The sequence below is a fragment of the Heyndrickxia acidiproducens DSM 23148 genome (assembly GCF_000374345.1).
GTDB lineage: Bacteria > Bacillota > Bacilli > Bacillales > Bacillaceae_C > Weizmannia > Weizmannia acidiproducens.
Genome location: NZ_KB894030.1, coordinates 1 through 16077 on the forward strand (window position 1 = coordinate 1; position 16077 = coordinate 16077).

Here is a 16077-nt window from a genome sequence, read left to right on the forward strand (position 1 = left end):
AGTGTTCTTGTTGTGGTGCAGAAAAACCTGTGAAACTATCTGAACGCACCTACCGTTGTTCGTGCGGTTATGTGGCAGATCGCGACTATAATTCAGCAATCAATATCAAAAATGAAGGTATACGCTTATTAGCGTTATCATAAGTAACAAAACTCTTGGAACAAGAGGGTTAGCTCGGTCAGTTTTCGTTGGCTAGTAAAAGCAACGATAAGTCGAGAAGCCCCCACTTCAATTAGACCGCAAGGTCAATAAGTGGTGGGTAGTTCACTTTCCACTATCATGCCGCGTCAGACCATTTTCAAGCACACTACCAGCTGGGCACGATTTACTGGGATAAAAATGTTCCGCCCAAATGGATGAAAGTATAATACGGCCGGGATTGATCATGCTTTCTGTGCCTGAGTTTTCACGAAGTTTGTAATCGGATTGCTTAATTTTAATGCAACGAAAAGGATAGGGTGAATGTGATTTATGAAGCAATATCTTGACTTATGCCAAACCGTATTGGAACACGGCGTGAAAAAAGCAGACCGTACCGGGACCGGAACAATCAGTGTATTCGGTTACCAAATGCGCTTTAATCTGCAGGAAGGGTTCCCGCTTTTAACAACGAAAAAATTGCATCTAAAATCGATTATCTACGAATTGCTGTGGATGTTAAACGGGGATACAAACGTCCAATATTTAAAAGACAATGGTGTCCGGATCTGGAATGAATGGGCGGATGAAAACGGGAACCTCGGGCCGGTCTACGGCGAACAATGGCGGTCATGGAAAACACGGGACGGCCGGACGATTGACCAGATTTCAGAAGTCATCAGCCAAATCAAAAACAACCCGGATTCGAGGCGCCTGATTGTGAATGCCTGGAATGTCGGAGAAATTGATAAAATGGCTTTACCGCCATGCCACTGCTTTTTCCAGTTTTATGTTGCGGACGGAAAACTGTCCTGCCAGCTGTATCAAAGATCCGCTGATATCTTTTTAGGGGTTCCTTTTAATATTGCTTCTTATGCACTGCTTACGATGATGGTGGCGCAGGTGTGCGGGCTGGAACCGGGTGAATTTGTCCACACCCTCGGTGATGCGCACATTTACTTGAACCATATCGAACAGGTAAAACTGCAATGTACCCGTAAGCCGCGCCAACTGCCGGTCATGGAGCTGAATCCTGAAGTGAAAGACATTTTTGCTTTCAAATATGAAGATTTCACACTTCATGGTTATGACCCGCATCCGCATATTTCAGGAGCCGTCAGCGTATGATATCTTTTTTGTGGGCACAGGATGAAAAAGGCGTTATCGGTAAAAATAACCGGCTGCCCTGGCATTTGCCGGCGGATTTGAAGTACTTTAAAGCTGTAACAATGGGCCATCCCATTGTAATGGGCAGAAAAACCTATGAGTCTATCGGCAGGCCGCTCCCGGGACGGACGAACCTGATTCTGACACGCAACCCTGACTTTAAAGCAGCAGGCTGCCTGGTATTCTCAAGCAAGGCTGAGCTTCTCAAGTGGGCTGGAGAACGCGGGGAAGAAGTGTTTGTGACTGGCGGTGCGGAAATTTTTGCGCTTTTGGCCGAAGATGCGGATCGTTTGTATAAGACGCAAATTGCTGCGGATATTGGGGGAGACACTTATTTTCCAGCGATCAATTGGGATGCGTTCGAATTGGTTTCCTGCAAAAAAGGAATCAGGGATGAGAAGAATCCTTATGATTACGAATTCCAAGTTTTTGAAAGAAAAAAATAAAAACCATGGAGAAGATCCATGGTTTTTATACATAAAATAGAATGCAGAAATACATAAACGCACTGCCCGCGATCACAAAGAGATGCCAAATGGCATGGGAGTAAGGAAGCTTTTTCCATGTATAGAAGACGGCGCCGACCGTATAACAGAGGCCGCCGGTCATTAACAGCCAAAATCCTGTTTCGGTCAGTCTGGTATATAATGGTTCGATTGCGATAATCACAAGCCAGCCCATCAGCAGGTAGAAGATCGTAGACAATAATTTAAACTTGTGGATTAAAAAGCATTTACTTGTAATGCCAATCACAGCGAGTGCCCACACAATAGAGAAAAAGACCCACCCCATTGTCCCGTGCAATGTAATCAGTAAAATCGGAGTATAGGTGCCTGCAATCAGCAAATAGATGGCGGAGTGGTCGAGGATAGCCAGAAATGTTTTACCCTTCGTCCAGTAAAAACTGTGCAGCAGCGTTGAAAACAGGTAAAGCAGCAGCATCGTAATTCCGAAAACAAGGAAACTTCCCATATAAAGCGGGTTGTCTTTCTCTGCCGCAAACACAATCAGCATGATCATAGCCGGAATGCTGAGCAGAAAACCGATGCCGTGTGTAATGGCGTTCGCAAGTTCCTGTTTCCAATCATTTAAATAAGCAGTTGTCAATGTAAAACCTCCATTTTTGTCGTTCGTGCTTTCCTTAATTATAGAGTTTATGAATAGGATGCGCAATATTATTGTATGGAATGCGCCCAATTACTGTTACCGGAGTTCCTGAATATCAACCCCATGCTTTTGCGCCGGCTTTTTAAATACGGCCAAAAGCAAAAAAGCCGGTACCTGAAAATTGAAGCACAATTTGCCTCTTCTTTTGCTGTTTCGTGCTATAATGGAAGCACTGCAAAAAAGAAAGTCATGTAAAGTGGTGTAAAGAATGAGAAAAATTATAATTCCCGTGCTCGTTGCAGTTTCTCTCGTTGTAACAGGCTGTTCCACAGGAATCAATGATCTTTTGTTTAAAACGGCAAGTGTGGAGAAGAAAAAAGAAATCGTACCGGTTCCTTTACGAATCGTCTCAATCGGAGATTCCCTGACCGAGGGTGTCGGTGACAGCAAGGGCCGCGGCGGTTACACGTATTATTTGAAACATGAGCTGGATGCACTCAAAGGCGTGAAGAAAACAACCGTTGCCAATTACGGCGTAAAAGGAAACCGGACAGACCACTTGCTTCTGCGCCTTCAGGATAAAAATGTGCAAAAATCGATTAAGGAAGCTGACCTTGTGATCATTACCATCGGAGGAAATGATATTATGAAAGTTTTCCGCAAAAATTTTTCCAACTTGGAAAAACAGGCTTTCGAAGCGGAAATGTCAAATTATAAAAACCGTCTGAATCAGATTTTCAAGCAAATCCGCACGATTCATCCCGGTGTTAAGATTGCAATGATCGGAATCTATAATCCTTTTACAAAATGGTTCTCGGACATTAAAGAAGTAGATGATATTCTTGCAGAATGGAATCAAACGAGCAAAAGTGTAACAGAAAACTATAAAAAGACGACTTTTATTCCGGTTGCAGATATTTTTGACCATAAGGAAGAAAAGTTGCTGTATGAAGATCACTTCCATCCGAACGATACCGGTTATCAATTAATGTCCAAACGGGTATACCGATATTTATTAAAAGACAATTTTTTGGGCATACCAAAATAAGCGAGCAAATGAGGCCGGTACCGATTACGGAAGCAAGTCTTTAGTTTAGAGGATGAGTGCTGAATGAAAAGAAATCCATGGAAAACCGCATTTTTAACGCTGGCAGCGGCGATTACGGCCGTTCTCGTTTTACTCGCTTTCTTTCTGTTTGTACCAGATGGCAAAGTGCCAAAGGAACAGGCAAACAATCAAAAGATCCAGTTCCATGTCGCGGCAGATAAAGCGGATTTAACCGCAATGATCAACCGCTATTTAAAGCAGGAAGACATGCAGGGGGAAGTAGCCCTTAACCGGAATGTTGTCTTTTACGGGCATGTCGGCGTATTCTCGCAAAAAATGAGATACAGCATGACATTTCAACCGCGGGCGCTAAAAAATGGCGATCTGCTGTTAAAACAAAAATCGGTATCCCTCGGTTCAATCCATTTGCCTGTCTCCTATATATTAAAATTCGTAAAAACGACCTACAATCTGCCTGACTGGGTGATTATCCAGCCAAGCGAAAAACAGGTTTACGTCCAGCTCAGTAAAATGAGGCTCAATAATGGCGCGCGCGTCAAGGCTGATCGCTTTGACCTGCCAAATAATCATATTGTATTCACATTATCGTTTCCAAACCAATAAGAAAAGCCCGGGCGCCAAAGCTTGAATCATGGCGCCGGGGCTTTTTTTGCCAATCCGTCCCCGGAGGAAACGGGCTGCCGTTTCGCTTGGGCGGGGGCAATGGAAAAAGGAGAAAGGCAGGCTTTTTTTAGTAGTTGCCGGTCATTCTCAGCCCTTTTGGATAGAGGTTTTTTAAAATTCCGTTTGCTTCTTTACTCCAGCCGAGCGGGAAGCCGTCCACTGTAACAAGGATCCAGCCGCGGTTTTCGGCTGTTCCCGGCAATGTTTCCCCTTTTAAATAACGGAGACACGCCGCACTATTGCCGGCAAGATTTTTCGTATAGCGGCACTGGCCGGGGCCAAGCGCCAGTGCCAGGGCATGGTTGGGCTCAAAACGGTTTTTTTTGAATTCACCGAGGTGGAGGCCGGGGCGCACAAGATGGAGCCCGTTTAACGCCGGGCAGGCATGGGGCAGTAAATAGAGCTGGTTTTTAAATTGAAAATATGCGCGCCCATCTGTCGGGAAAAGCGGCAGTGCCTGGTCTTGAAAGAAAACCCAATCCTTCTCCTGCTGTTTTGAAAGTTTTGCAGACGGCTGCAAGCGGATAGCCGGCGCCTGATCGGGTTCGGCAGGTTTTTTGTATAACTTGGCCGCAAAATGGCCTTCTCCTTTTAAGCAATGCGGCCACAGTCTTGCTGTTTTCGAAAGCGCCTCTGTCTGGTGCTTTGCCCATTCCGGCCGGCCGGGCTGTATGCCGTGCTGATGGGGAATCGGGAGCAATTCCATATCCGGGAAGCTGTCCAGAAAATCTTCAATCGTTTGTTCGTTTTCTTCCGGTGAAAACGTGCAGGTGGAATACACGAGAATGCCGCCGGGTTTCAGCATTTCGTGCGCTTCCTTTAAAATCTCCCTTTGCTTTTGCGCGCACGCTTCAACATGCTGTCGTCTCCAATAGCCGGCCGCCCCGGGATCTTTACGGAACATGCCTTCTCCGGAACACGGCGCATCCACTAAAATTTTATCGAAATACGCTTGAAAATGCCGGCTTAATCTCTCCGGTGTTTCATTCGTGACCACTGTATTGGCAAGCCCGAACCGTTCAATATTCTCTGAAAGCGCACGTACCCGCTTCGGATGGATTTCATTTGCAAGCAAAAATCCGTTTTCGCCGATGCCCGCTGCGATTTGCGTGGATTTGCCGCCGGGTGCAGCACAAAGATCCAATACTTTGTCGCCTGCTTCAACCTGTAATTGTTCTGCGACAAACATGGCACTCGGTTCCTGGATATAATACAATCCTGCTGCATGGTAAGGATGCTTCCCGGGTTTATCGATCTGTTCATCAAAATAGTATCCTGCTGGAACAAACGGGATTTTTTCAAGTTGGAAAGGTTGCTGTTCTTCCCAGGCAGCCGCACCGGTTTTTGTTACATTCAGGCGCAGCCCGCTGGCACGGGGCTCCTGATAGGAATGAAAAAAGTCCTCCGCTTCTTTTCCGAGGAGGGCAGACATTTTTTTGGTAAATTCTTGTGGCAATTCCAAGAAAAGCGCTCCTTTCTGCTGTTAACGGAAAGCGGAAATAGTTTTCCGTTATAAGGCTCACAATGATCTTATTATAATGAAGTTTTGATTTCCAGTCACGAAACTAGATAAAAGTCATGGCAACAGGTACAATAAAAAGTAGTTTTTCTAAAAGGGGGTGGCAGAAGTGGCGGAAGAGACGGCCATTTTTGCTGGCGGCTGTTTTTGGTGCATGGTGCATCCTTTTGATGAGCAGCCGGGCATAAAAAGCGTAATTTCAGGATATACGGGCGGTACAAAACCAAATCCGACCTATGAAGAAGTCTGCTCCGGGGCAACCGGCCATACGGAAGCTGTTCAAATCACATATGACCCGGAAGTTTTCCCGTATGACAAACTGCTTGAGATCTACTGGCAACAGATTGATCCGACTGATGCCGGCGGGCAGTTTTTTGACAGGGGCAGTTCATATAAGCCGGCAATTTACTATGCAAATGAAAAACAAAAAATAGCGGCGTATGCTTCACGGAAAAAGCTCCAGGAAAGCGGGCGCTTTTCAAAACCAATTGTGGTCAGCATTCTGCCTGCTTCAGCGTTCTATCCGGCAGAAGCGTACCATCAGGGATATTATAAGAAAAACCCGGCCCATTACCAGGCCTATCGTGAAGGTTCGGGACGGGCTGCATTTATTCGTAAGCATTGGAGGGATCCGGATGAAAAATGAAGAACTGCAAAAAAAACTGACCCCTGTGCAATATGAAGTGACGCAGCATAATGGGACAGAGCCGCCTTTTCATAATGAATACTGGAATGAATTCCGTGACGGCATCTATGTAGATATTATTTCGGGAAAACCGCTATTCAGTTCAAAGGACAAATATGACGCGGGCTGCGGCTGGCCCAGTTTCACAAAGCCAATTGATGCGGAGGAATTGATGGAACACCGTGATACAAGCCACGGCATGATTCGAACGGAAGTCAGAAGCAAAACTGCTGATTCCCATTTGGGCCATGTCTTTCCCGACGGCCCGGGCCCGTCACATCTGCGCTATTGCATGAACTCTGCAGCAATGCGCTTCATCCCGAAGGAAGAACTGGAAGAAGCGGGTTACGGGGAATACTTGAGGTTATTCAAAGAAAAAGATTAGGTAAAAATCCAGGTATCCTGGGCGGATGCACATGCAAAAAAAGCCCGTTTTCCATACCATGAACTGTACAGAAAAAATGAATTATGATTTGAGGAGTGAATGGTATGCACTACGGACATGATGGCGGCTATGGGTATTTTCCCGGTTACGATTGCGGATGCGGCAGCACATACGGTTACGGATATGGCGGATTTGCCGGCTGCCACCGCAACAGCTTTGCTTTAATTGTTGTGCTGTTTATTTTGTTGATTATCATCGGCGCCTGCTGGATCGGCCCGAAATAGGGCCTTGCAGCCTGGAAATATCTTAAAAAAATATCCCGCGCCCGTTACCGGGCTTTCGGGATATTTTTTGTGAATTAAATTTTAAAGTTACCAATGAGCTTGCGCAGATGTTCAGCTTGTTTGGATAGTTCGGAAGCGGCCGCAGTCACTTCTTCCATCGAAGCTGAGCCTTCTTCGGAACTGGCTGCTGTTGATTCTGTATTGGCCGCAGTATTCATGGCAATTTGATTGACTGCAACAAACGAGTCGGCCACATCAACACTCAGTTTCCGTGTTTGTTCAATTTGGCTGACCATATCCATAATGACTTTCGTGGTTTTATTTGTCTGTTCCTGGATGACCTCCAGGGACTGCTTCGTATCATTTGAAATGTTTACGCCGGCGACAACTGCCTGTACACCGTCTTGGTTTTGGCCGATAATGGTGCCGATTTCTTTTTGTATGGAGTGGACGATTTTCGTTACTTCCCTGGCAGCGGCCTGCGATTGTTCCGCCAGTTTCCTGACTTCATCAGCTACGACGGCAAACCCGCGTCCGTGTTCTCCCGCGCGTGCGGCTTCGATTGCGGCATTAAGGGCAAGGAGATTTGTCTGCTTGGCGATGCCCGTAATGGTCATAATGATCTTCGTAATATCGTCTGATTTTTGCCCGAGTGCCTGTACCGTTTTGCTCGTGTTGGACATGATGGTTTCAATCCCCTTCATATTCCCGGATGTTTCAACAATCGATTGACGGCCTTTTTCTGCCGATTCTTTCATGTCCAGCGAAGCCTGTTTCACCATTTCAGCCTGCCCGTAAAGGGTTTTGATCACTTGCTCGAGCGAATTCATTTTGTTCATGGAAGCATCCATCCGGGAGGAAGCCTGCTCGCTGTCGGCAGCAATCTCGTTTGCTGTTTCAGCTATGGATTGAATCGTACTTGATGTCTCTTCAGAAGAAGCGAGCAGCTCTTCGCTTGATGCCGATACGCTTTCTGCCATGTTTGAGACTTCTTTTACAAGATTGGCAATTCCGTCGATCAGCAAATTGGTATCCTTTGCGAGCCCGGCGATTTCATCGTTGGAGTGCACTTCGATCCTTCTTGTTAAATCGCCGCCTGCATTCGCGATCTCCAAAATCGAGCGGCTGATTTTCCTGACGTTGCTTTTAATGCTCTTTGTCAAAGCCACGCTCATGATGATACTTAAAGCAAGTGCCAGCAGGGAGAGGGCAAACGTTACAATTTGGGAAATAAATACGAAAAAATGAAGCTGTTTAATCCGGTCCTGTGACGCACTTTTCACGTTGTTTAATAAATCGTTTATGCTTGCTTTCATATTCCCCATATAATTGGACGCCTGTGAACTTTTTATCTGTGATGTTGCCTGCTGTTCGGTGCCATACCGCCTGGCCTCAATCACCATTTCGACATTGCCGAGCCAGAAATTATAAGCGCTCGCGACATTGTTCAATTTTTTGCGCTGGGCGGGATTATCAGCCACCATTTTTTTCAGGCGGCTGATCTGGCTGTCCACAGCTTGTTTTCCCTGATCATAGGGGCGCAGTGCATCTTCATTCCCGGTAACCGCATAGTTTAGTGATGCGGTCTCAATGTTCCCTGTCTGCTCCAGCAAACTTTGGACACGATCATGTACAACAAGGTCATGGTCCACCACACGGCTGATTTCATTTTCCAATTGACGCATGTTTATGTATGAAGTAATGGTCAAAATGATAAGAAGAAAGGTTAAAATTCCAAATGAAACAACAATTTTTCCGCGAATGGTTTGCAAGTAGGAGAGAGCGGCCGTTTTGATTGGATAACCGGACCGGCCTGTTTTTATTCCGGAAGGCTTTCGTGCCCTTTTATTTTTTAAATTGATTTTCAAATTAATATTCCGTATTTTCAATTTTTATGTCCTCCTTATTACATAGGTAGTTCTCCTTATCTGTGGCAAACCATAACCATATTTTAACGGTGTTTTCGGCAATTTTCTAGTTTTTTTGTTCTTTTTGCCAAAAAAGAAAAATTTTTACATTATCCCGCTGCCCATGCAAACGCGCAAATTCATGGTAAAAAAGGCCCTTGTACTTTACGGTGTGCCGATGATTCGTTATATTGGAAGAAAAATAAATGGAAAGAGAGGTGAAGCATGTTGGCAAAATCTTTTTATCATTTTCTTATGAAATACCGGGATCCTGAAGTAAAGGACCCTTTTACGCAGTTTGCGAACGGGGCCTATCATGACCATAGTTTTCCGAAGCAGTCCCGCGATTACCATGAAATTAGTTCATATTTGGAATTGAACGGGCAATATATCCCTTCAATGGCGATCTTTGATCAGGTATGGGAAGTATACCGGTCTGATGAAAGATAAAGCAGCGTGCCAGTTGCCAGGCGTTCAGGCTTTTTTCGGTCATTTCCCGGCTTCCTGCATATAATGAATTAAATCCCGAGTCGTTTGCAAGGAGCATGGAGCATGGATAAAGAGCCTAAATTTCAAATTGGAGACACGGTCGTTGTGAAAGTGTATGGAACAGTAGGGAAAATAACGAAGATCAAAAGGATGAATGGACAATATTTCTATGTTGTGAATGATCGAGAAGGCCTTTTCAAAGAAGAAAGTTTGGTTTTGCTGACGGAGTATGACGGGATTTTATATAAAAAGGAAGAAATCAATATAGAATTTAAATACTTTATCGGCGATATCGTAAAGGTAAAAGGCTACTCCGATGAGATTTTTAAAGTTGTCGGGTTCCGGACGGAAATTTGGCGGTATGCCGAAGATGCCTGGGAAGACATCATTTATGAAATGGTGCGGATTCCCGATGGCGAGTGGCTGGAAGCAGATGAGCAGGAACTGATTCTGATTGCGGACTTTGAACAGGCCGATACGTTTTTAAATAAGTATGAATTTTTTTATCCAGTCAAAAAAAACCATCTCCGGAACCTGGCGGAAGATCAGGCCCCGACCCCGGAGAAAATCGACCAGTTATTGGATCTGTATAATGATTACCGGATTTTGTTCCAGTTATTTGGCGATGATGAATATAAGATGTTAATGGATTCGATCACATCACAGTTGCATTTTCTGATGGATCACGGTCGGAATCAGGAGTAGAGGTTCTGACATATTGAATGGGGCCGGCACATACATTTTAATAGTAGTGAAAAATTTTCTTAAAAAGGAATGGCGTATGTCTTTCGGCCTGCGCTTTTCTTGATTCAGCTGCGGTACCTGTTTCCCGGGATCGAATAATCCTGCCGGTATAAAGTCAAAGGGCGGACTTTCTGTTGGTGGCGTATACACTTTTCGGGGGGTAAAACAGGCCGCCGCAGCTTTTCCAAAAAAAGGGGGGCGGTTTTTTTGAGGAATATGGATGTATATATTGACACAGAGGAAATTGCGGCATTCTTTTTTAAGGAATTGGTCAAAAGGGGCTATGCGCCCGCGGAAGAAGAACTTGAAGAAATCGCCGATATTACGTTTGAATACCTGCTGGAAAAAAGCATTATTGATGAGGAAGAGTGGGATGACGGTACGGTTTAACTGTCCAAAAAACATTGGTAAATCAAAGCCTGCAGCTTTTGCTGCAGGCTTTTTCATGAAAAGTTTGCCGGTCGATTGTATGGTCTCCAAAATACAGGCAAACAGCGGGAAAAAGTAAGGGCAAGAGCCGGATAAGCCCGCGGCCCGCCACTATTGGACCGGCTGCGGCACCTATTTTTTGCGTTTGTCTGCAGAATATTCTTTGGCGTGTGCTTCGTGTTCGGCAATTATCGCTTCCGGCGGGATATGGTTATTTTTTTTCCGGCCGTTAATGCGGCTGCGGTGTTTTTTTCCCAAAGCAATCAATCCTTTCACTTTATGATGGGTCATTGATAGTATGGTTGGAGCCCGGTAAAAATAAAGGTGGATATTTGCAACAGTTTTGGCTTGCAGTTTACAAATACGAAAACGAATGGCGAAAAAAGCACAGTACAGCCATGCGCATACATATTGAAACAACGAAACATGAAATTTTCAGGGTAATCTAGCTTGTGCCGCATGTATCGCGGAAAACTTTCTTGAAGAGACGATAACGATGATTGAAATGTCGCTTGAGTTGTCATAAAATAGACTGGAGTGAAATCGCGGGGTGTTCCTCGCGTTTTTTTAATAAGGGGAGGATTTGAGCCATGCGCTTGAATACGGAAATGTGTGAGCAGATATTGAATTCATGCCGCAATGTTTGATAGACTAGCATATGTGCATATGATGCAGAATAGAGAAAGGTGAAGATATGAAACATTTCATGTATGCTGGCCTGGCCGCGCTGCTTCTTACAGGATGCAGTTTATCGGCGCAGGACCAGCCAGCCAAAACCGATCAGCAAAAGCCCCAGTCTGCAAGCCAGAAGAAAAACACGGCAGATTCCGGAGATAAAAAATCCGCTTCAGAATTGCAACTGGCGGCCCGGTATTTTAACAAAACAAAAACGGTGGAAGGCAAGCAAGTGATCCAAAATCCGTCAAATATTCTGGCTCTGGTCAACAAAACATACATACTCGGCGATTATGTGCCGAAGGATCTCGTGCGCCCGAATGTCCAATTTTCTTTTGGCGACCAGGACATTGAAAAGAGTTATTTGCGGAAACCGGCAGCACAGGCATTAGAAGAAATGTTCGCCGCTGCAAAACAAGACGGCATTGATCTTTTCATGGCTTCCGGATATCGTTCCTATTCCCGCCAAAAAAATGTTTTCGATGCTGAATCCCAAAAAGTCGGGGAAGAGCAAGCGGAGCAGGCCGTTGCCATTCCGGGTCAAAGCGAGCATCAGACAGGACTTGCAGCGGATATTACAAGCCACGCTGAAAACTTTCTTTTGACCCAGAAAATGGGGGAAGATAAGGAAGGTATCTGGCTTGCAAAAAATGCCCATCAATACGGTTTTATCTTAAGGTACCCGAAAAACAAAGAGCGTATTACAAAGTATGAATATGAGCCATGGCACTTCCGCTATGTTGGAAAAAAAGCAGCTGCGGTCATTTACAAACACGGCTGGACGCTGGAAGAATATTTTCAACATGTAAAGAAAATATGATCAGGATGAAAGCCGCAAGAACAGCTTTCAAATTTTCTCAGCCATGCATCCGCATGCTTTCACAAAAATAAAAAAACTGATAGAATAAAGAAGTTAATATAAAAAACAATGTTGTTGGGAATATGGTATGAAAGTGGTGAAGTCTTTGGACGACGAAAAGAAAGAGACAGAAACACAGCAGGATGATCCAAATGGTTACATCCGCATGAAAAAATTTAAATTTGTCATGCTTTTGTTTTTAGTGATCTTTTTAACGGCGGGAATCACGACTGCTGCTTTTGCATTAGGCGGAAAAAAAGCAGTCAATGTGACAACGGAACAACGGCCTGAGTTCGATAAACTCTACAAAGCGTATGACAGCATCAACAAAAATTATTATCAGCAAGTCAACAAGAAAACGCTCATCGATGGGGCCATCAACGGCATGGTTGAATCACTCGATGATCCGTATTCCGATTATATGACAAAAAGTGAAACGTCGGAATTTCACAATACGATTTCGTCCTCTTTTGAAGGCATCGGAGCAGAAGTCGAAGAAAAAGACGGATATATTGTCATTGTTTCCCCAATTAAAGGTTCCCCGGCTGAAAAAGCAGGATTGAAACCCAATGATAAAATTCTTGCTGTTAATGGCAAAAGCATTCATGGCATGAGTGCCAACCAGGCGATTCTTTTAATCAGGGGCAAAAAAGGTACGAAGGTCACACTGACGATTCAGCGCGCCGGTTCGAAGGATGAAACAAAAGTCACGATTACGCGGGATACAATACCAGTGAACACCGTTTACCCGAAAATGCTGAAAAACGGGGTTGCACAGATTCAAATTACCACTTTCTCTGATGGTACATATAAAGAATTGGTAAATGCGATCGATAAAATGAAAAAGCAGGGGATGAAATCGCTGATCATCGATGTCCGGCAAAATCCGGGCGGACTGCTTGACCAGGCCATTAAAATTTCGAATCTGTTTGTGGCGGAAGGAAAGACCATTCTGCAGGTGGAAGACCGCAAAGGCACCGTCCAGAAATATGCAGCTGAAGGCGGCAAAAAAATCAACGTTCCAACCGTGGTGTTGATTGACAGCGGAAGCGCGAGCGCATCGGAAATTCTTGCATCTGCCCTGCATGAATCGGCAGGCATCCCGCTCGTCGGCGAAAAGTCGTACGGTAAAGGCACTGTACAGACTGCCACCGATTTTAAAGATGGCTCCAACTTAAAATATACGGTACAAAAATGGCTGACGCCGAACGGCAACTGGATCCATAAAAAAGGCATTGAGCCGGATCACAAAGTATCACTGCCGTCTTATGCAAATCTCTCGGTTATCAATTCCGAAACGGCTTTGAAACTGTATTCCGTCTCCAATGATGTGAAAGTTGCGGAACAGATGCTGAAGGCGCTGGGCTATAATCCGGGCAGAGTTGACGGTTACTTTGATTACAACACGAAAGCAGCTGTCCAATCCTTCCAAATCAAAGAACATTTGAAGGTGACAGGTGTCCTGCAAGGCGAAACCACAGCCAGGTTAATCGAAAAAATCAGCGAATTGATTACCAAAAACGACACCCAGCTGAAAAAAGCTGAAGAGGTTGTAAAAACTGGAAAATAGACTAAAAAGGCCGGAGCTAAACTTATGCTTTCCGGCCTTTTTGTCCAAGCTGCATAAAAAATGGTATAATAAAAAATGCAGAAAGCCTTAACCCATAAGCAGAAGGGATTGGGTCAGTTGGGAACCAAAGAAACGATAGACTTGGAATTTATTTTCCGCAAAGTTTACCGAAAAATAAAAGAAGAATTGAACAACTTATTAAAAGAATATGTTACCACCAATGAATTTATGGTTTTGAAGCTATTATCAGATTCTTCCATGCGTTCTTCGGATTTATCGAAAGCTTTGCAGGTTTCTGCAAGCCATATTACTTCCGTAACTGATTCTTTAGTGGAGAAAGGGCTGATAGAACGGCAGCGATCCAACAAAGACAGGCGCGTGATAGATTTAACTTTAACCGATAAGGGAAAAGCATTAATCCGGCAGCTGACGGAGCTGAAATCGCAGTTCTTACAAGATAAATTTGATGTATTCACAGATGAGGAACGGGAGACATTATACCGGCTGTTCCAAAAGTTTGACCGCTATCTTAACCAAAAACCATAATGTGAAGGTATGCACAAGCTTAAGATCACTTTAAAACAGACACTTCTACGCGAAAATAAGAGCCTTTTTTAAATGGCTCTTATTGATGTTCTCCAAATTTCAGAAATGTCCGCTCATCTTCAATCAATCCGCAAACCGCACATTGCACCCGGTACTCGGGCCCTCTATACGCCAGGTGTAACGGATTTGGTTCGGCATCAGCCAGCACATCCACCACTTCACCGGTACGCGGATCCATTTTTACCGCCTGTGGCATTTGCCGGATGATATTAAAACGTGTCCGGTTTGTTTTGCAATTGGGGCAGCAGTACGGACCGTGCATAAAGGTCACCATCCTCTTGATACCATTCTTATCTGTTATTTTGCTCCAATCTGCCGCTGAATATGCAGGCGCTTGAATATGAAAAGTAAGTTGCAGCGTGCAATCCCAGCGAAATATTTGTAACAAACCAGGCAGATTTTAAAACTTGTCAACCCCCTGTATTTGGTAGTTTTAGGATATTTGTATACAACCTTCCATCTTGAGAAATGAAAGTTAAAATCCCTTTTTCGGACAAACATGCGATTCTTAAGATTTTTTTTGAAAAGACAGCCTGAAAACACCGGTTTAAAACCATAATACCTGTTGATTTCCATTTTCCCCCAGAAATATTACAAAAATCATATGTTATGATTCTATCTGTAAGTGAGAGACAAAAGAACCGGCTGGTACTTTCTATGAAAGAACCGGTACAGTTCAGATATTTTTAGGGAGGAAACAGGAATATGAAAAAAACAATCGTAACAACAGCCGCAGCACTGGCTTTGATGGCATCACCTATGATCAGCGGCAAGGCAGATGCAGCATCCAATCAAACAAACACAAACTGCAACAAAGCAGTAAAAGTAGTATCCCACCAATATAAATTTAATAGCATCCAAGAATTGGAAAACTGGATGAAAAAACACCATATTAAATGGACATATAAAACAGCTGCACCATCTTCAGCCAATACAGCAGCAAATAAAGCACCGGAAAATAAAACAACAGAAAATAAAACAACAGAAAATAAAACAACAGAAAATAAAACAACAGCAAACCAAGCAACAAACAAAACAACGACAGCAAACACAGCCAATACCTCATCTTCCAAAGCTTCAAGCACATTGAATGCTTATGAAAAAGAAGTTGTAAATCTTGTGAACCAGGAACGTGCGAAAAACGGCCTTTCCGCTTTACAAGCAGATACAGCATTGAGCAAAATGGCACGTGTAAAATCAAATGATATGCTGGCCAAAAAGTATTTTGACCACACAAGCCCGACATACGGCACACCATTTGATATGATGAAAAAATTCGGCATTACTTACCATTATGCCGGCGAAAATATCGCAATGGGCCAGCAAACACCGCAGGCGGTAATGAAAGCCTGGATGAACAGCGAAGGCCACAGAGCAAATATTTTAAATAAAAACTTTACCCATATCGGTGTCGGCTATGTGGAAAATGGCCATTACTGGACACAGGAATTTATCGGAAAATAAGATTGATAGCAGCATTAAAAAAGCAGCCTCCCAAGCGGGGCTGCTTTTTTCGTGGTGCGCCGCGCATGACGATTCGCTAGGCGGCGAAAGTCCGCTATGGGGGTAGATAGCGACCAACCATTAGCCAAGAGCAAGGGTGTCCATTGTGAAGTGGAATCTGAAGGAAGCTGGAGGCAAAATTCTGACCCGAGGAACACGAATACCATCAGGCGTACTCTTACAGGGTAAGACTGCCAAACAAGTCAAAGCCCAAAAGCTATCCGGATGTGGAGGCGTAAATGGTACGGGTGCATGGAATGAAAGGGAATCGTCTTACC

General features: G+C 44.3%; 20 protein-coding genes and 1 pseudogene. 16 read left to right on the forward strand and 5 right to left on the reverse strand.

Annotated elements, in window-relative coordinates; genetic code table 11:
- The 4 genes and pseudogenes from C232_RS19610 to C232_RS0115975 all read left to right on the forward strand — a co-directional run.
- Window positions 1–143, forward strand: a 143-nt coding sequence (locus tag C232_RS19610; protein WP_155891581.1) for a zinc ribbon domain-containing protein, incomplete at its 5' end; no start/stop codon positions are given.
- A gap of 120 nt (window positions 144–263) precedes the next feature.
- Window positions 264–368: pseudogene (locus C232_RS19615) on the forward strand (YpjP family protein); the annotation flags it as partial.
- Window positions 369–471: 103 nt separating this feature from the next.
- A complete protein-coding gene (locus C232_RS0115970; protein ID WP_018665155.1) occupies window positions 472–1266 on the forward strand; it encodes a thymidylate synthase in 795 nt (264 codons plus the stop codon).
- Entirely contained in the window at window positions 1263–1751 is a 489-nt protein-coding gene (locus C232_RS0115975; RefSeq protein WP_018665156.1) for a dihydrofolate reductase, read from the forward strand. The genes C232_RS0115970 and C232_RS0115975 overlap by 4 nt, the downstream gene beginning before the upstream one ends.
- 25 nt (window positions 1752–1776) lie before the next feature.
- Here the strand turns inward: C232_RS0115975 and trhA are convergent, their stop codons facing one another.
- Window positions 1777–2412: a PAQR family membrane homeostasis protein TrhA gene (gene trhA / locus C232_RS0115980; RefSeq protein WP_018665157.1), complete on the reverse strand. Its 636-nt coding sequence runs from the start codon at window positions 2410–2412 to the stop codon at window positions 1777–1779.
- Window positions 2413–2680: 268 nt separating this feature from the next.
- Between trhA and C232_RS0115990 the strand changes: the two genes are divergently transcribed.
- Window positions 2681–3460 carry an SGNH/GDSL hydrolase family protein gene (locus tag C232_RS0115990; protein WP_018665159.1) on the forward strand — a complete coding sequence of 260 codons (780 nt, stop codon included), beginning with the start codon at window positions 2681–2683 and terminating at the stop codon, window positions 3458–3460.
- 63 nt (window positions 3461–3523) lie between these two features.
- Window positions 3524–4084 carry a YpmS family protein gene (locus C232_RS0115995; protein ID WP_018665160.1) on the forward strand — a complete coding sequence of 187 codons (561 nt, stop codon included), beginning with the start codon at window positions 3524–3526 and terminating at the stop codon, window positions 4082–4084.
- A 127-nt stretch (window positions 4085–4211) separates the two neighbouring features.
- Here the strand turns inward: C232_RS0115995 and C232_RS0116000 are convergent, their stop codons facing one another.
- On the reverse strand, window positions 4212–5606 hold the full coding sequence (locus C232_RS0116000; protein ID WP_018665161.1) for an RsmF rRNA methyltransferase first C-terminal domain-containing protein: 1395 nt from the start codon (window positions 5604–5606) through the stop codon (window positions 4212–4214).
- Window positions 5607–5772: 166 nt separating this feature from the next.
- Between C232_RS0116000 and msrA the strand changes: the two genes are divergently transcribed.
- From msrA to C232_RS0116015, 3 genes are all read left to right on the forward strand, one after another.
- Window positions 5773–6309 (forward strand): peptide-methionine (S)-S-oxide reductase MsrA, encoded by a 537-nt coding sequence (gene msrA / locus C232_RS0116005; RefSeq protein WP_018665162.1) that lies wholly within the window; start codon window positions 5773–5775, stop codon window positions 6307–6309.
- The gene (msrB, locus tag C232_RS0116010; protein WP_018665163.1) at window positions 6299–6733 is read left to right on the forward strand and encodes a peptide-methionine (R)-S-oxide reductase MsrB; all 435 of its coding nucleotides are present in this window, start codon (window positions 6299–6301) and stop codon (window positions 6731–6733) included. Before msrA ends, msrB begins: the two co-directional genes overlap by 11 nt.
- Window positions 6734–6837: 104 nt before the next feature.
- Entirely contained in the window at window positions 6838–7017 is a 180-nt protein-coding gene (locus C232_RS0116015) for a YjcZ family sporulation protein (protein ID WP_018665164.1), read from the forward strand.
- 74 nt (window positions 7018–7091) lie between these two features.
- Here C232_RS0116015 and C232_RS0116020 read toward each other — a convergent pair whose 3' ends face one another.
- On the reverse strand, window positions 7092–8906 hold the full coding sequence (locus C232_RS0116020) for a methyl-accepting chemotaxis protein (protein ID WP_018665165.1): 1815 nt from the start codon (window positions 8904–8906) through the stop codon (window positions 7092–7094).
- 246 nt (window positions 8907–9152) lie between these two features.
- Between C232_RS0116020 and C232_RS0116025 the strand changes: the two genes are divergently transcribed.
- The 3 genes from C232_RS0116025 (at window position 9153) to C232_RS0116035 (ending at window position 10547) form a co-directional block, all read left to right on the forward strand.
- Window positions 9153–9374: a YozE family protein gene (locus C232_RS0116025; RefSeq protein WP_026314644.1), complete on the forward strand. Its 222-nt coding sequence runs from the start codon at window positions 9153–9155 to the stop codon at window positions 9372–9374.
- Window positions 9375–9476: 102 nt separating this feature from the next.
- Window positions 9477–10118, forward strand: a complete 642-nt coding sequence (locus C232_RS0116030) for a hypothetical protein (RefSeq protein ID WP_018665167.1) — start codon at window positions 9477–9479, stop codon at window positions 10116–10118.
- A gap of 246 nt (window positions 10119–10364) precedes the next feature.
- On the forward strand, window positions 10365–10547 hold the full coding sequence (locus C232_RS0116035) for a YozD family protein (protein ID WP_018665168.1): 183 nt from the start codon (window positions 10365–10367) through the stop codon (window positions 10545–10547).
- A 171-nt stretch (window positions 10548–10718) separates the two neighbouring features.
- Here the strand turns inward: C232_RS0116035 and C232_RS20430 are convergent, their stop codons facing one another.
- Window positions 10719–10844, reverse strand: a complete 126-nt coding sequence (locus tag C232_RS20430) for a hypothetical protein (protein ID WP_018665170.1) — start codon at window positions 10842–10844, stop codon at window positions 10719–10721.
- A gap of 436 nt (window positions 10845–11280) precedes the next feature.
- Between C232_RS20430 and C232_RS0116055 the strand changes: the two genes are divergently transcribed.
- The 3 genes from C232_RS0116055 to C232_RS0116065 all read left to right on the forward strand — a co-directional run bounded on the left by C232_RS0116055 (window position 11281) and on the right by C232_RS0116065 (window position 14236).
- Complete coding sequence (locus C232_RS0116055) at window positions 11281–12081, forward strand: M15 family metallopeptidase (protein ID WP_018665172.1); 801 nt, start codon at window positions 11281–11283, stop codon at window positions 12079–12081.
- A gap of 136 nt (window positions 12082–12217) precedes the next feature.
- Window positions 12218–13690 (forward strand): lmo1851 family serine protease, encoded by a 1473-nt coding sequence (locus C232_RS0116060; RefSeq protein ID WP_479691209.1) that lies wholly within the window; start codon window positions 12218–12220, stop codon window positions 13688–13690.
- Window positions 13691–13798: 108 nt separating this feature from the next.
- A complete protein-coding gene (locus C232_RS0116065; RefSeq protein WP_026314645.1) occupies window positions 13799–14236 on the forward strand; it encodes a MarR family winged helix-turn-helix transcriptional regulator in 438 nt (145 codons plus the stop codon).
- 79 nt (window positions 14237–14315) lie between these two features.
- On the opposite strand, the gene C232_RS0116070 is transcribed toward C232_RS0116065, so the two are convergent.
- Complete coding sequence (locus C232_RS0116070; protein ID WP_018665175.1) at window positions 14316–14558, reverse strand: hypothetical protein; 243 nt, start codon at window positions 14556–14558, stop codon at window positions 14316–14318.
- Between the two features lie 443 nt (window positions 14559–15001).
- Between C232_RS0116070 and C232_RS0116080 the strand changes: the two genes are divergently transcribed.
- Complete coding sequence (locus tag C232_RS0116080) at window positions 15002–15760, forward strand: CAP domain-containing protein (RefSeq protein ID WP_018665177.1); 759 nt, start codon at window positions 15002–15004, stop codon at window positions 15758–15760.
- The last annotated feature ends 317 nt before the right edge of the window (window positions 15761–16077 follow it).

Coding starts and splice junctions, on each gene's coding strand:
- C232_RS0115970 (WP_018665155.1), top strand. CDS start 472: ATGAAGCAATATCTTGACTTATGCCAAACCGTATTGGAACACGGCGTG.
- C232_RS0115975 (WP_018665156.1), top strand. CDS start 1,263: ATGATATCTTTTTTGTGGGCACAGGATGAAAAAGGCGTTATCGGTAAA.
- C232_RS0115990 (WP_018665159.1), top strand. CDS start 2,681: ATGAGAAAAATTATAATTCCCGTGCTCGTTGCAGTTTCTCTCGTTGTA.
- C232_RS0115995 (WP_018665160.1), top strand. CDS start 3,524: ATGAAAAGAAATCCATGGAAAACCGCATTTTTAACGCTGGCAGCGGCG.
- msrB (WP_018665163.1), top strand. CDS start 6,299: ATGAAAAATGAAGAACTGCAAAAAAAACTGACCCCTGTGCAATATGAA.
- C232_RS0116015 (WP_018665164.1), top strand. CDS start 6,838: ATGCACTACGGACATGATGGCGGCTATGGGTATTTTCCCGGTTACGAT.
- C232_RS0116030 (WP_018665167.1), top strand. CDS start 9,477: ATGGATAAAGAGCCTAAATTTCAAATTGGAGACACGGTCGTTGTGAAA.
- C232_RS0116055 (WP_018665172.1), top strand. CDS start 11,281: ATGAAACATTTCATGTATGCTGGCCTGGCCGCGCTGCTTCTTACAGGA.
- C232_RS0116070 (WP_018665175.1), bottom strand. CDS start 14,558: ATGCACGGTCCGTACTGCTGCCCCAATTGCAAAACAAACCGGACACGT.
- C232_RS0116080 (WP_018665177.1), top strand. CDS start 15,002: ATGAAAAAAACAATCGTAACAACAGCCGCAGCACTGGCTTTGATGGCA.